This is a genomic window from Pontibacter actiniarum (genome assembly GCF_003585765.1).
GTDB lineage: Bacteria > Bacteroidota > Bacteroidia > Cytophagales > Hymenobacteraceae > Pontibacter > Pontibacter actiniarum.
The window spans coordinates 600,652-612,840 of record NZ_CP021235.1; the positions used below are offsets into that span (position 1 = coordinate 600,652).

General features: G+C 54.3%; 14 protein-coding genes. 9 read left to right on the forward strand and 5 right to left on the reverse strand.

Annotated features, from left to right (window positions below):
- Nucleotides 1-18: 18 nt before the first annotated feature.
- Together CA264_RS02590 and CA264_RS02595 are read right to left on the reverse strand one after the other, a co-directional pair.
- The gene (locus CA264_RS02590; RefSeq protein WP_025604317.1) at nucleotides 19-327 is read right to left on the reverse strand and encodes a winged helix-turn-helix domain-containing protein; all 309 of its coding nucleotides are present in this window, start codon (nucleotides 325-327) and stop codon (nucleotides 19-21) included.
- A gap of 7 nt (nucleotides 328-334) precedes the next feature.
- Complete coding sequence (locus CA264_RS02595) at nucleotides 335-958, reverse strand: hypothetical protein (RefSeq protein ID WP_025604319.1); 624 nt, start codon at nucleotides 956-958, stop codon at nucleotides 335-337.
- A 219-nt stretch (nucleotides 959-1,177) separates the two neighbouring features.
- Between CA264_RS02595 and hpf the strand changes: the two genes are divergently transcribed.
- The 4 genes from hpf (at nucleotide 1,178) to CA264_RS02615 (ending at nucleotide 3,831) form a co-directional block, all read left to right on the forward strand.
- Nucleotides 1,178-1,483, forward strand: coding sequence for a ribosome hibernation-promoting factor, HPF/YfiA family (gene hpf / locus CA264_RS02600; protein ID WP_025604320.1), 306 nt, complete (start codon nucleotides 1,178-1,180; stop codon nucleotides 1,481-1,483).
- 144 nt (nucleotides 1,484-1,627) lie between these two features.
- Nucleotides 1,628-2,461, forward strand: coding sequence for an SDR family NAD(P)-dependent oxidoreductase (locus CA264_RS02605; RefSeq protein WP_237151165.1), 834 nt, complete (start codon nucleotides 1,628-1,630; stop codon nucleotides 2,459-2,461).
- A gap of 226 nt (nucleotides 2,462-2,687) precedes the next feature.
- Complete coding sequence (locus CA264_RS02610; RefSeq protein ID WP_025604324.1) at nucleotides 2,688-3,317, forward strand: DsbA family protein; 630 nt, start codon at nucleotides 2,688-2,690, stop codon at nucleotides 3,315-3,317.
- Nucleotides 3,318-3,471: 154 nt separating this feature from the next.
- Nucleotides 3,472-3,831, forward strand: coding sequence for a DUF1801 domain-containing protein (locus CA264_RS02615; RefSeq protein WP_025604326.1), 360 nt, complete (start codon nucleotides 3,472-3,474; stop codon nucleotides 3,829-3,831).
- 2 nt (nucleotides 3,832-3,833) lie between these two features.
- Here the strand turns inward: CA264_RS02615 and CA264_RS02620 are convergent, their stop codons facing one another.
- Nucleotides 3,834-4,745: a cation diffusion facilitator family transporter gene (locus CA264_RS02620; protein ID WP_025604328.1), complete on the reverse strand. Its 912-nt coding sequence runs from the start codon at nucleotides 4,743-4,745 to the stop codon at nucleotides 3,834-3,836.
- Between the two features lie 139 nt (nucleotides 4,746-4,884).
- Between CA264_RS02620 and CA264_RS02625 the strand changes: the two genes are divergently transcribed.
- From CA264_RS02625 to CA264_RS02640, 4 genes are all read left to right on the forward strand, one after another.
- A complete protein-coding gene (locus CA264_RS02625) occupies nucleotides 4,885-5,568 on the forward strand; it encodes a response regulator transcription factor (protein ID WP_025604330.1) in 684 nt (227 codons plus the stop codon).
- Nucleotides 5,565-6,962 carry a HAMP domain-containing sensor histidine kinase gene (locus tag CA264_RS02630; protein WP_025604331.1) on the forward strand — a complete coding sequence of 466 codons (1,398 nt, stop codon included), beginning with the start codon at nucleotides 5,565-5,567 and terminating at the stop codon, nucleotides 6,960-6,962. Before CA264_RS02625 ends, CA264_RS02630 begins: the two co-directional genes overlap by 4 nt.
- A 145-nt stretch (nucleotides 6,963-7,107) precedes the next feature.
- On the forward strand, nucleotides 7,108-8,679 hold the full coding sequence (locus tag CA264_RS02635) for a SulP family inorganic anion transporter (protein ID WP_025604333.1): 1,572 nt from the start codon (nucleotides 7,108-7,110) through the stop codon (nucleotides 8,677-8,679).
- A 50-nt stretch (nucleotides 8,680-8,729) separates the two neighbouring features.
- On the forward strand, nucleotides 8,730-9,371 hold the full coding sequence (locus tag CA264_RS02640; protein ID WP_025604335.1) for a carbonic anhydrase: 642 nt from the start codon (nucleotides 8,730-8,732) through the stop codon (nucleotides 9,369-9,371).
- 69 nt (nucleotides 9,372-9,440) lie between these two features.
- Here the strand turns inward: CA264_RS02640 and CA264_RS02645 are convergent, their stop codons facing one another.
- A complete protein-coding gene (locus CA264_RS02645) occupies nucleotides 9,441-10,049 on the reverse strand; it encodes a porin family protein (protein ID WP_025604337.1) in 609 nt (202 codons plus the stop codon).
- A gap of 214 nt (nucleotides 10,050-10,263) precedes the next feature.
- Nucleotides 10,264-11,235: an SWFGD domain-containing protein gene (locus tag CA264_RS22040; RefSeq protein WP_025604339.1), complete on the reverse strand. Its 972-nt coding sequence runs from the start codon at nucleotides 11,233-11,235 to the stop codon at nucleotides 10,264-10,266.
- A 507-nt stretch (nucleotides 11,236-11,742) separates the two neighbouring features.
- Between CA264_RS22040 and CA264_RS02655 the strand changes: the two genes are divergently transcribed.
- The gene (locus CA264_RS02655; protein WP_036775049.1) at nucleotides 11,743-12,144 is read left to right on the forward strand and encodes an Ig-like domain-containing protein; all 402 of its coding nucleotides are present in this window, start codon (nucleotides 11,743-11,745) and stop codon (nucleotides 12,142-12,144) included.
- Nucleotides 12,145-12,189 lie beyond the last annotated feature (45 nt).

A 12,189-nucleotide genomic window follows, 5' to 3' on the forward strand; every position in this document is an offset into this window, starting at 1 on the left:
TATAGGCGTAAAAAAATATCAGCTGTCTTTCCTGTTGCTCAAAATAAGCTGCTCCAGCGCATCTAAGTGGCTGTTAAAAGCCTCGCGTCCAGCCTCGGTAGCATGGTAAGTCGTGTTAGGCTTGCGGCCCACGAACTGCTTTTCTACACGCAGGTACGCTGCTTCCTCCAGGGCACGCAAGTGGCTGGCCAGGTTGCCGTCCGTTAGCTGCAGCGTTTCCTTCAGGGTGTTGAAGTCGGCTTTGTCCTCCACCATCAGCACCGACATAATGCCTAGCCGCGCCCTGCTCTCAAAGGCCTTATTTATATTGTCTAAGTAATCTTTCACGTATCCTCTAGCGCTCGTATTTGAAGTATACTAACGCTCCATACACTATGTGCAGCGCTCCGAACCCAATGGTCCAGGCCACGAAGCCATAGGCAACAAAGTAGCTTGCCAGCAACCCAAGGGCAATCTCACAGAGGCCCAGGTACCGAATATCGCTCAAAGTGTACTTGCTGGCATTAAGCAAGGCACAACCGTAGAAAATCAGCATGACCGGGGCTACCAGGTACAGCAGGTTGTGGTAAATCAGTATGGCGCAAAAAAAGCCGCCTGCGGCCAACGGAATAAACAGGTTTATGAGCATCCGCTCAGTTTTGCTGTCCCAGACACGGTGGCTGTTCTTTCTGGCGTTGCGTGCGGTAAAGTACGTCGCCAGGCAAAGGGCAAGTATAAACACCAGTGCCGCCACCGCAACCAAAAACACCACAGCCTCCCTGGTCAGGCTGCGGCCAAGCGTTTGGCTGTAGTCTATGTTGTGCGTTACCAGGTACCACTTAACAGTCGCAGCCCCTAAAAGCGCCGAAACCCCGGCTGCTACCCCCGAAAGCCCGCTAAGCGAGATAAAGCGGGAAGAGCGATCCATAATGTTGCGGATCTCGTGCAGGGTGGCTAGCTGGTCTTGCTGGTGGTTCATGATAAAGTACTTTGTGTTTCAAAGTTAATAGAGGTTTACGTAAAGTCAAGAAATAAGTATAAGATATTTTAACGATGCAGGGAAGCGGGCGCAGACAGGTTGTCGGCCTTTCCGCACCCGGCTTAACCAAAGGCCACGCCATACGTTAATAAAGCAGGAAACAGAGAGGGGTGCAATGTGCAATCCTTCTTTTTTATTTAAACAGTAACCAGATAAACGATGAACTATACAGAGAACTTTGAAGGCATAAAGCTAGACGTACAGGCCGTTGACATAGACATTTCCGACGCCATACAGCAGAGCGTGCGCGACTCGATTTCTAAAATAAAGCGCCACGCCAAAAAGATCGACTCGGTGGATGTGTACTTTAAAGAGGAAGCCAGCCAGTCTACCAATCAGAAAAGCGTGCACATGCGTGTCGGGGTGCCCGGTAACGATGTATTCGCACAGGACTCGGGCGACAACTGGTACGAGCTGCTGAAAAACGTGGAGGAGAAGCTTAAGCGCCAGCTGGAGAAAAAATAAAACCCGGCTAGCGCACACTTCAGGAGCCCGCTGCACTTCAGGTATAACCTGCTAGTGCAGCGGGCTCTGCGTTAAGCTGCCGCAGGTTTTACTGGCGTGGGCAAGCTGCCGGCGAGTTTGGCTGCCGCAACACTTTTGCCCGCCATGAGTTATACCTATCACCTTATACTTCCCAACCGCATACAAGAGCAGAACATGACCCACACGTACTTTAAAAACAAAGCCGTGCTCATTACCGGAGGAGCCCAGGGCATAGGCCTGGGTATGGCGCAGCGTTTCGCCGAGGCCGGAGCCAACGTTATCATCGCAGACCAGGACAAAGAGGCCGGAGAGCAGGCCGTGCAGCGCCTGGAGCGGCAGAAGCTGGAGGTAACGTTCATCGCCTGCGACGTAAGCCAGGAGCAGGAAGTGAAGGCCCTGATGCAGCAGGTGGGGGAGCGGCACCAGGTGCTGCACGCGCTCCTCAACAACGCTGGCATAGCCGATCCGTTCGTGGGGCCTTTGCAGGAGCTGGATATGGCCGTGTTCGACAGGGTGCTGGCCGTGAACCTGCGCGGCCCTTTGCTCTGTGCCAAGCATGCCCTGCCGCTGCTGCAGCAGGCGGAGCATCCGGCTATCCTGAACATTTCCAGCACGCGCGCCTTTATGTCGGAACCCAACACCTTCCCGTACTCAGCCTCCAAAGGTGGCCTGGAGGCGCTCACGCACGCTTTGGCGGTAAGCCTCACACAGGAGCGGGTGCGGGTAAACGCCATTGCCCCCGGCTGGATAGAAACCGGCGAGTGGCAGAAGGAAAGCGAACAGTATCAACCAAACCATTCCAAAGAGGACAAAGAGCAGCACCCGGTGGGGCGCGTGGGCGTGCCGCAGGATATTGCCGAGGCCGCCTTGTTCCTTTGCTCCGACAAGGCTGGCTTTATCACAGGGCAGAGCCTGACCATCGATGGCGGCATGACTGTGAAAATGATTTATAAGTAGAAGTATGAATTATGAAGTATGAAGTATGAAGTATGAAGTATGAATTGGCAGATTTGGGCAATCTTTTCTTGATGTACGGGGAAAGCCAAGGGAGTCAGCCGTTTCTGCTTCTTAAGCACACATTTTCATTCATTCTCTCCGAGTTCAATTACTGGGTTTTTTAAAACTCCCCAACAACCCAAGGCTGCTAAAAGCGGTAAACAGTAGGCGGAACAACACATTGCCTATGGATAACCTGCCTGCTGATATCTCGCTGCTGTACGTCACCAACCCCATGTGCGCGTGGTGTTATGGGTTTACACCGGTGGTGCGCCGTTTGCGGGCGCTTTGGCAGGGGCGGCTCCATGTGCAGGTGCTGTTCGGGGAGCTGCAGGCACACGTGAAAGAGCCTTTGCAGCACGAGCAGAAGGAGCAGGTAGCCCTCAGCTGGCACCGGGTACAGGAGCGCACGTACCTGCCCTTTGATTACCGCTTTTTTATACAGCGCAGCTTCGTATTTAACACAGAACCGGCTTGCCGGGCCATGCTGTGCGTGCGGCTGCTGCGCCCGGTGCTAACACTGGAGGTGCTGCGGGCCATGCACTCGGCCTTTTTCGTGGATAACCAGGACCTGAAGGACCCGGACGTGCTGGTGCGCCTGGTGCGGTTGTTTGGCATCCCCGAAAATCTTTTCCTTACCCTGTTTGAGTCGGAGGAGATTGCGCAGCAACTGGAGGATGAGTTCGCTTTTGTAGACAGCATTGGGGCCTCCACCTACCCCAGCACCTACCTCAACACCAGCGAGGGGCCGCAGCGCCTCTCCGCCGGCTACGTCAGCCTGAACGAGCTGGAGCAGCGCATGCTGCAGCTCCTGTAGTCAGGTGCCCAACTCCTTTTTTTGTATTGATACTCTTCTATATAGGGCTTTTGCAGCATCAGCAACAACCCCGGAGCCAGTTTGCCCGTATATTAGAATTCTAGTATATTTAGGTGTTACTGAGTTTACTCCTACGAGCGATATCCAAACCTATATGAGAAGCAGAACAACAACAAACCAAGTAGACGAGTATGTCGAAAAACTATCTCCTGAGAAGCAACTGCTGGCACAGGAGGTTCGCAGAATCATCAACGGCTCCGTGGCCCACCTGGAGGAGTGCGTGCGCTGGGACTGTGCCTGTTATTTCTTCTACGGCCCAATATGCTATTTCGCGTCTTCGCGCAGCGGCATCCACTTCGGTTTTTTCCGTGGCAAAGAGCTTTCTGACCCGCACCGCCGCCTGGTAAGCCGCAATGGCCAGTACCCGCACATCAAAGTCCGCTCTTTAGAAGACATCGACGAAGCTTATTTTGCTGATCTGGTACGCGAGGCGGTACAGCTGAACCAGAACTAACATCATATCTTGCTCTGGTGGGTGCACTCTTCCCCAGGGCTTTCAAGTTCCATGGTTACGTGCTGTATGTCCATGTCGGACATGGCCGTGCGTACCCGCTTTTTCAGTTCCTTTGCCTGCTGCATCGGCAGCTCCTCCTTCACCACGGCATGCATCGACAGCACGTTGTAGGTGCCGTCCAGCGTCCAGATGTGCAGGTCGTGCACCGACCTGATGTCGTCTATACTTTCGAGCCTGGCTTCCACGTCCTGGGTGTTAATATGGGGAGGGGAGGCCTGCAGCAGGATCGTCATGGTTTCGCGCAGGTTACGCACCACATTGTAAAGCACGTACAGCGTGATGCACACCGACAGTAGCGGGTCAATCCAGGGCACGTCGAAAAAGTAAAGGATAACACCGCCTATCAGCACGGCCACCCAGCCCAGCACGTCCTCCATCAGGTGCAGCCTCACCACGCGCTCGTTTAGCGAGGCGCCCCCTTGCAGGCGCAGCACCGCTGCCCCGTTGGCTATAATGCCCAACACGGCAAAGCCCATCATGCCGGGTGCGTTTACCTCCTGCGGGTCCCAGATGCGCGGCACCGCCTCCGAAAGTATAAAGAATGAGCCAACCAGCAGCACTACCGAGTTGATGACTGCCCCAAGCAGCGAAAACCGCTTATAGCCGAAAGTGAACTTCTTGTTGCGCCCGCGCTTGGAGAGCTTTTCAAAGTACCAGGCCAGGCCCAGCGAAAGGGAGTCGCCGAGGTCGTGCAGGGCATCCGACAGGATAGCGACACTGTTTATCCAGAGGCCGCCAAAAATTTCCAGTATGGTGAAGGCGAGGTTCAGGAAGAAAGCCACTTTGATGTTATCGCTGGCGCCGTGGTGATGGTGCCCGTGCCCGCCCTGGTGGTTGTGGTGTGCGTGTGCCATAGTGTATGAAACGGAAAAGGATACAGTTAGATACCTGCCGGATTAGCCGGCGACCGTTGGTGTTTAGTGCTTACGTTGTACATTTGTGTGCAGCTGCAACCGTAAGCTTGCCCGTAAAGGTACAATATCCCCGTAGCCCATGAAAATACTGCTGATCGAAGACGAGCCAAAGGTAGCCTCCTTTATAAAAAAGGGGCTGGAGGAGCAAACGTATGAGGTGGAACAGGCCTATGACGGCACTTTCGGCATAAAGCTGGCGCTGCAGCATGAGTACGACCTGATCATCCTGGACATCATCCTGCCCAACATGAGCGGCCTGGATGTGTGCCGCGAGATACGGAGGCACAACAAGACCGTTTCTGTCCTCATGCTGACGGCGCTGGGCACGACCGACGACAAGATTATCGGGCTGGATGCCGGTGCCGATGACTACCTGACCAAGCCTTTCGAGTTCAAGGAACTACTGGCCCGCATCCGGGCTTTGTCGCGCCGCACCAGCGAGGGCGCCACCGGAGAAAAAATCCGTATTGCCGACCTGGAGATGGACGTGGCGAAGAAAACAGTGACCCGTGGCGGTAAGCCCGTCAACCTCACGGCACGGGAGTTCTCGCTGCTGCACTACCTGCTGCGGAACCAGGGGCGCGTTGTGTCGCGCGTGGATATAACCGAGCAGGTCTGGGAAACTTCCTTCGACACGGGCAGCAACGTGATTGACGTGTACATCAACTTCCTCCGTAAAAAGATAGACAAGGCGCACGACACCAAGCTGATCCATACCTTGGTGGGCATGGGCTACGTGCTAAAAGAACAGGACAACGCATGAAGATCCGCTCTAAGTTAACCCTGCAGTTTGCCAGCATCATGACTGTGATCCTGGTCCTGTTCTCGTTGGTGGTGTATTACTTTACATCCCTCTACCGCCAGGACGATTTTTATATGCGGATTTTCCGGCGGGCGCAGGTGGCCGCCCAGCATATTCTGGAAGCAGATGAGGTAAGCAAGCAGCAGCGGGAGCAGAACCAGATCAACTTCTACCACGAGCTGCCCTACGAGGCCGTGCGGATATACCGCACCAATGGCGAACTGCTTTTCTCTAAGGGGAAGGGGAACCTGGGCGTTACACAGGCGGAACTGGATAAGATAGCCCAGCGTGGCTCTGTGGAGTATGAGCAGGGGGTGCGGCAGGTAGTGGGCATTCGCTACAAGGATAACCAGGGCGATTTTATTGTGCTGGCATCCAGCGTGGATGCGTACAGCCTGCGGAAGCTGCAGCACCTGAAAATTATCCTGATTGTGGGTTTTCTGGGCTCCATGGGTGTGGTGCTGGTGGCCGGCTGGGTATTTTCCAAACAGGCAATGCGCCCCATTACCAAAGTGGTGAGCGAGGTGGAGAAGATCAGCGCCAACGACCTGCACCTGCGCCTGAGCAACGCCGACGGCAAAGACGAGGTATCGCACCTGGCCCAAACCTTTAACAAGATGCTCGACCGCCTGGAGCTGGCTTTTGAGATGCAGAGCACCTTTGTGTCCAACGCCTCGCATGAGCTGCGCACGCCGCTCACCGCCATGATCGGGGAGCTGGAGGTGGCGCTGATGAAGTCGCGGGAGCCCGAGGAGTACCGGCGGGTGCTGCAAAGCACGCTGGAGGATGCGCGCCTGCTGACAGAGCTCTCGAACGGCCTCCTGCAAATAGCCCAGGCCAGCCTGGACCCCTCCAAGATAAAGCTCGCTTACCTGCGGTTCGATGAGCTCGTGTGGATGGCCCGGGAGCAGGTGCTTAAACGCCAGCCTAACGCCCGCATTGATATTGACTTCGCCAATTTTCCGGAGGATGAGGACCGGCTGGTGGTGCGGGGCAACGAGGCCCTGCTGCTGATCGCTGTGGTAAACGTGCTGGAGAACGCCCTGAAGTTCTCGCCGAACGGGCAGGTGGCCACCGGCCAGATAGACGTGCAGGACCACGAGGTGCTGCTACGCGTGCAGGACCGGGGCCTGGGTATCTCGCAGGAGGACCTGAAGCATGTTTTCGTGCCTTTTTTCCGGGCGGAGAACGTGCGCAACATTACCGGGCACGGCATTGGCCTGCCCCTTACGGAGCGTATCCTGAAGCTGCACAAAGGCGCGATCTGCGTGCACTCCCAGATCAACAAAGGCACGGAGGTGACCATTACCCTGCGGCAGGCGTACGCCACAATCCCTACCTTTCCCAGACTTTAATCTCATTTTAATGTCGTTTTAATTCGGTCTTAATCCTGTGTTAGTAGGTTTGCACAGTCAAACTGGAGGTGGCTTTGTTTCAGCTGGATAAGCTGCCCGAAAGGCCTCCGCAGACACCTTCACACAGATTAGATTGAATTGGAACATGAAAGAAGAAACAAATAACTTCGGCTACCTCTCCAACCTCAGCAAGGACATTCCGTCGGGCTTGGTTGTGTTTTTCGTAGCCCTCCCCCTGTGCCTGGGTATTTCCCTGGCTTCTGGCGCGCCGCTGCTGTCCGGGGTGATTACAGGCATTGTAGGCGGCGTGGTCGTGGCCTGGCTCAGTGGCTCTCAGCTGGCCGTTAGTGGCCCTGCCGCTGGCCTTACGGTTATCGTACTGAACGGTATCGAGACGCTCGGCTCTTTTGAGCTGTTCCTGCTGGCCGTGCTGATTGCCGGTATCCTGCAGCTGGGGCTGGGCTTTATGAAGGCCGGTGTCATTGGCTTATACTTCCCCTCGTCCGTTATCAAGGGCATGCTGGCCGCTATCGGCCTTATCCTGATCCTGAAGCAGATACCGCACTTTGTGGGAGCTGATGAGGACTTTTTCGGCGAAATGATGTTTTTCCAGCCGGACGGGCGCAACACCTTCTCTGAAATTGGCTACGCGTTTTCTAAAATCCAGCTGGGCGCCCTGATCGTGGGGATTGTTTCATTGGCTGTGATCTTGCTGTGGGATAACCCGAAGGTGAAGAGCAACAAGTACCTGAAGCTTATACCGGGCGCGCTGCTGGCCGTTGTGCTGGCAATCATCCTGAATGTGGTGTTTAACAACTACGTGCCGGCACTTGCCATCGCAGACAGCCACCTGGTAAACCTGCCGGTGCTGGAGAGCTTCAGTGATATCAAATCTGAGGTCGCGTTTATGGACTTAAGCGGCCTGACGAACCCCTCGCTGTACATTGTAGCCTTTACCATTGCCATCGTAGCCAGCCTGGAGACCTTGCTGAGCATTGAGGCGATCGACAAGCTGGACCCGCACAAGCGCCGCAGCGACACAAACCGTGAGCTGAAGGCGCAGGGCGTAGGTAACATTGTGGCCTCGCTGCTGGGTGGCCTGCCTATGACGGCTGTAATCGTGCGTGGCTCCACCAACGTGGCCGCAGGTGCCCAAACTCGGGTGTCCAGCTTTGTGCACGGTGTTTTCCTGGCGCTGTCGGTGTTCCTGCTGGCAAACTTAATGAACCTGATCCCGCTTTCTGCCCTGGCTGCCGTGCTGTTGGTGGTAGGCTTTAAGCTAACCAAACCGGCCCTTTACAAAACGCAGTTTAAGCTGGGCCTAGACCAGTTCATTCCTTTCGTGGTGACGGTGCTGGCCATACTTTTCACCGACCTGCTGATCGGTATCTGTGTGGGCCTTGCCGTGGGTGTGTTCTACATCCTGAAAGCCAATTACAAGTCGCCTTACTTCTACCACAAAGAAGAGCATCGCGACAGAGACATTATCCGCATTAAGCTGAGCGAACACGTGTCGTTCCTGAACAAGGCCAGCATCATACTTACCCTGGATCACCTGCCGCACGACAGCCATGTGATCATTGACGGCGAGAACTCTGCCTTCATAGACTATGACGTAGTGGAGGCGATTCAGGAGTTTAAGAAAACGGCGCACGAGCGCAACATTCAGGTAGAGCTCATCAACATTCAGGACGTGGCCGTGCTGGACATGCACTAGGCCCGCCCGAAGCTAAAGACTAAACAAAAGACCGAAAATCTGTAGTATAAATGGAAAAAATATTCGAGAACAATAAAAAGTGGGTAGCTGAGAAGCTTGCCCAGGACAGCGATTACTTTGCAAAGCTTGCCAAAGGGCAGGAGCCGCGTTACCTGTTTATCGGGTGCTCCGACAGCCGCGTGCCGGCCGGCGAGATTACCGGGCATGGCCCCGGCGAGATGTTCGTGCACCGGAACATTGCCAACCTGGTGGTGCACTCAGATGTGAACCTGCTGTCGGTACTGCAGTATGCGGTAGAGGTGCTTAAGGTGAAGGACATCATCGTTTGCGGCCACTACGGCTGCGGCGGTGTAGCGGCGGCGGCCAGCAACAAGCAGTTCGGCCTGATCGATAACTGGCTGCGCAACATTAAAGACGTGATGCGCCTGCACACCCAGGAGCTGACAAGCATTGACGATGAAGAGCAGCGCCTGCGCCGCCTTGTGGAACTGAACGTGATGGAGCAGGTGCACAACCTGGCCAAGACCTCCATTATTCAGAACGCCATGCATTCGGACAACCCTCCGAAGCTGCACGGCCTGGTGTATGATATCAGAGAAGGGTTGCTACGCGACCTGCAGGTGAATGAAGAGCAGTTTGAGCAGTTTGAGCACATTTACAACGTGACTGACAAAGCCACCGCCAAAGCATAAGCCTTCTGTTTAAGTTTAGTTTGTAAAGGAGCCCCTGCATGTGCAGGGGCTCCTTTTTTTATGCCTGCACTACCAGCCGGTGGTGTAGCTCAATGTCAGCTGGAACGAGGTGTTGCGGCGCTCTTTGCCTTCAAACGCTCCTTCGTCATCTATGTCCTTCAGGCCGCCGTTGTAGCGCAGCCCTAGCCCAATGCCGTTGCTGGCGCGGTAGCCCAGGCCGGCGGCATAGCCGAAATCAATAGGGTAGGGGTTGTCGGTTACGTCTACTTCGGTAGTGGTGGTGGAGCTGGAGCGCGATACTTCCACAATCTCCTTCCCCTTGAGCAGGAAAGACACCTGAGGGCCCAGCTCAAAGTACAGGCCGCTCATCTGCACGCTGAGCAGCACCGGGATGTCGAGGTAGTTGAGGCGGGTTTTGGCCTCTGTTTCGGTGCCGTTGCTGCTGAACTCGCGCTTGGCCCCCTTGGAGGTAAACAACACCTCGGTCTGTACGCCGATCAGGTCGTTCAGCCCCTGGCGCGCCGTTACACCTACGGTGTAGCCCGGGCGGTAGTCGTAGTCGTTGGCGGCATCGCCTTTAAAATTGGTGTAGTTCAGGCCGGCTTTCACGCCAACGCTCTGGGCACTGGCTGCTCCTGCCATCAGGGCGAGGCCCAGCCCTAAGATCAACTTCTTCATGTTAAAGTCTAAAATTTGCTTCGCTGTAAGTGGAAACAGCCACAGTTAGGGCCGATCCTGGTCGCAAAAGTATAAAAAGCTGCTTATATAGCTAACTGTTAACGCAAAAAGCCCTGCTGCAAACGCAGCAGGGCTTTCCTGTGGAGTTACATCCACTATCCTAAGGTAAGATTACCGGCGGTAACCGTCTGAAAACGGCTGCCTGCGGGGTTCTCTACCATTCATAGTCTCTTCTCGAAGACGATCCGTAAGAGTAGGGAGGTCCGCTATAGGTGTTTCTGTAGCTAGATGTACTCCCATATCTGTCCCGGTTGCCGGAAGTGTAGTTATAGTCGCGGTCGCTGTCGCGGTTTTGCATCTCATCTCTTCTTCTGCGGCGCTCAGCGTCGTCGTCTCCGAACCAGGATTTAACCTCGTCGCCGGCACGGTCCCAGAAGCCGCGGTCATGGTCACCTCTGCTGCCGCCTCTGTTTCCACGGTCGTAGTCAGAGCCGTAGCGGTTCGATGAGCCATAGTTGTTGCCGCTGGTTCTGTAGCCCATCTCGTCTCTGTCGTAGCGGTCGTTGTAGTCAGAGCCGTAGTTGCTGGTTGTGTAGCCAGTGCCATAGGTGCCGCTTCCGTAGTTGCCGCTGTAGTTAGAGCCCGCTCCGTACGTGCCTGAGCCGTAGCTTGATGAGCTGGAGCCGTAGCCTGAGTTATAGTTGTTGCGGTCTCTGTCGTAGTTAGACGAGCCGTAGTTGGATGAACCATAGCCGGACGAGCCGTAGCTGTTATAGCGGTCACGGTCACGCATGTTGCCCCTGTTGTTGCGGTCGTCATCGTCGTTGAACCATGACTTTACCTCGTTCTTGGAGCGGTCCCACATGTTGCTGTCGTTATCGCGGTCACGGTCACGGTTGTAGTCGGAGCCGTAGTTAGACCCATAGTTGGATGAGCCATAGCTTGATCCGGCTGAGCGGCCGTAGCTTGATGTGTTGCCGTAGCCTGAGTTTGAGTAGGCGTCGATGCCGGAGCCTACGCCTGTATTGCGGTTACCGTAGCCGCTTGCGCTGGAGCTGCCAAAGCCCCTGTCGTGGCGGTCGGTCAGGTCGTAATCACTTGAATAATAGTTTCTGGCAGATCCCCTTGTCTGAGACCTGTCGTTGTCATTGTACGGGTTGTAGCCCGAGTTCTCATAGCTTCTCATAGTGTAGTTCTATTTTAGTTTAAAGATGTTTTTAAAGAACGTGTGCCGCTGGCAAAGTAAAATACCAGCAACGTTTTTTTTTACGGCTCTTAAAGGGATATGTTATATTTTGCCGCCTTCCGGGAGGCTGTAGGCAAGGTGCTGCCGGCGCTTGTTACATTATCTGGCGCACCCGCCTGGCAAAGCCCTTAAGCACGATTGTACCGCGAGGGGGAGGGGGTGATGTGTAAATTGCACTTTTATCTATCGGTATATTTATAGTTAAACATGTATATGTGGTGTTACTGTGGCTAAGATATTGTTTTTTAGTAATATAAAGAATGGTTTTGAACTGGCTCTGTACAGCGGGGATGAAAGTAAAATTGTAAATATTTTGGCAAGTATAGTTGCATTGTGAAAATTGGTTTTTAATTTTGCAACGTGCTGCTGCATAGAAGGCAGCTGTGGTAGCCGGCCAGTTAGTGTATGGCGCTGGCTTCCAGATAGTGACGACTTTAGCCAATTATTATGAAATTGAAAACAATGCTGGCCTCTATGGTAGCCGTTTGTATGCTGACGGCATGTGAGGATCTATTCGAGAACGGGAGCCTGAAACCAGATGGCTCTACCCCAAGCTTAACTGTAAACAACCCAAGCAAGAATCAGTCTGTTTCAGCCGCCACTGGCTTGCGCGTCAACATCACGGCTGTTGATAAAGACAAGTTCCAGGACATCGAGTTTACCCTTGAGGGCCAGAATGCGGAGAAGTCAGTTCTTAACTTTAAGAAGTTCCCCCAGAAGAACGTGGTAGAATTCGATACTACGGTGAACGTAACGGGCATCGCGCCGGGCGTTTATACTTTAAAAGTGAGCGCAACCGACAAACGTACGAATGTTAGCATTCAGGAAGTGCTGGTTAACGTAAAATAGCTTCTGCCGGATAAACACAAAGAGGCGGCTGTGGATGACACAGCC

What these genes read in the sequence shown, in the direction of transcription:
- CA264_RS02595 (WP_025604319.1), bottom strand. Translation starts at nt 958, where the DNA reads ATGAACCACCAGCAAGACCAGCTAGCCACCCTGCACGAGATCCGCAAC.
- hpf (WP_025604320.1), top strand. Translation starts at nt 1,178, where the DNA reads ATGAACTATACAGAGAACTTTGAAGGCATAAAGCTAGACGTACAGGCC.
- CA264_RS02605 (WP_237151165.1), top strand. Translation starts at nt 1,628, where the DNA reads ATGAGTTATACCTATCACCTTATACTTCCCAACCGCATACAAGAGCAG.
- CA264_RS02610 (WP_025604324.1), top strand. Translation starts at nt 2,688, where the DNA reads ATGGATAACCTGCCTGCTGATATCTCGCTGCTGTACGTCACCAACCCC.
- CA264_RS02615 (WP_025604326.1), top strand. Translation starts at nt 3,472, where the DNA reads ATGAGAAGCAGAACAACAACAAACCAAGTAGACGAGTATGTCGAAAAA.
- CA264_RS02620 (WP_025604328.1), bottom strand. Translation starts at nt 4,745, where the DNA reads ATGGCACACGCACACCACAACCACCAGGGCGGGCACGGGCACCATCAC.
- CA264_RS02625 (WP_025604330.1), top strand. Translation starts at nt 4,885, where the DNA reads ATGAAAATACTGCTGATCGAAGACGAGCCAAAGGTAGCCTCCTTTATA.
- CA264_RS02630 (WP_025604331.1), top strand. Translation starts at nt 5,565, where the DNA reads ATGAAGATCCGCTCTAAGTTAACCCTGCAGTTTGCCAGCATCATGACT.
- CA264_RS02635 (WP_025604333.1), top strand. Translation starts at nt 7,108, where the DNA reads ATGAAAGAAGAAACAAATAACTTCGGCTACCTCTCCAACCTCAGCAAG.
- CA264_RS02640 (WP_025604335.1), top strand. Translation starts at nt 8,730, where the DNA reads ATGGAAAAAATATTCGAGAACAATAAAAAGTGGGTAGCTGAGAAGCTT.
- CA264_RS02645 (WP_025604337.1), bottom strand. Translation starts at nt 10,049, where the DNA reads ATGAAGAAGTTGATCTTAGGGCTGGGCCTCGCCCTGATGGCAGGAGCA.
- CA264_RS22040 (WP_025604339.1), bottom strand. Translation starts at nt 11,235, where the DNA reads ATGAGAAGCTATGAGAACTCGGGCTACAACCCGTACAATGACAACGAC.
- CA264_RS02655 (WP_036775049.1), top strand. Translation starts at nt 11,743, where the DNA reads ATGAAATTGAAAACAATGCTGGCCTCTATGGTAGCCGTTTGTATGCTG.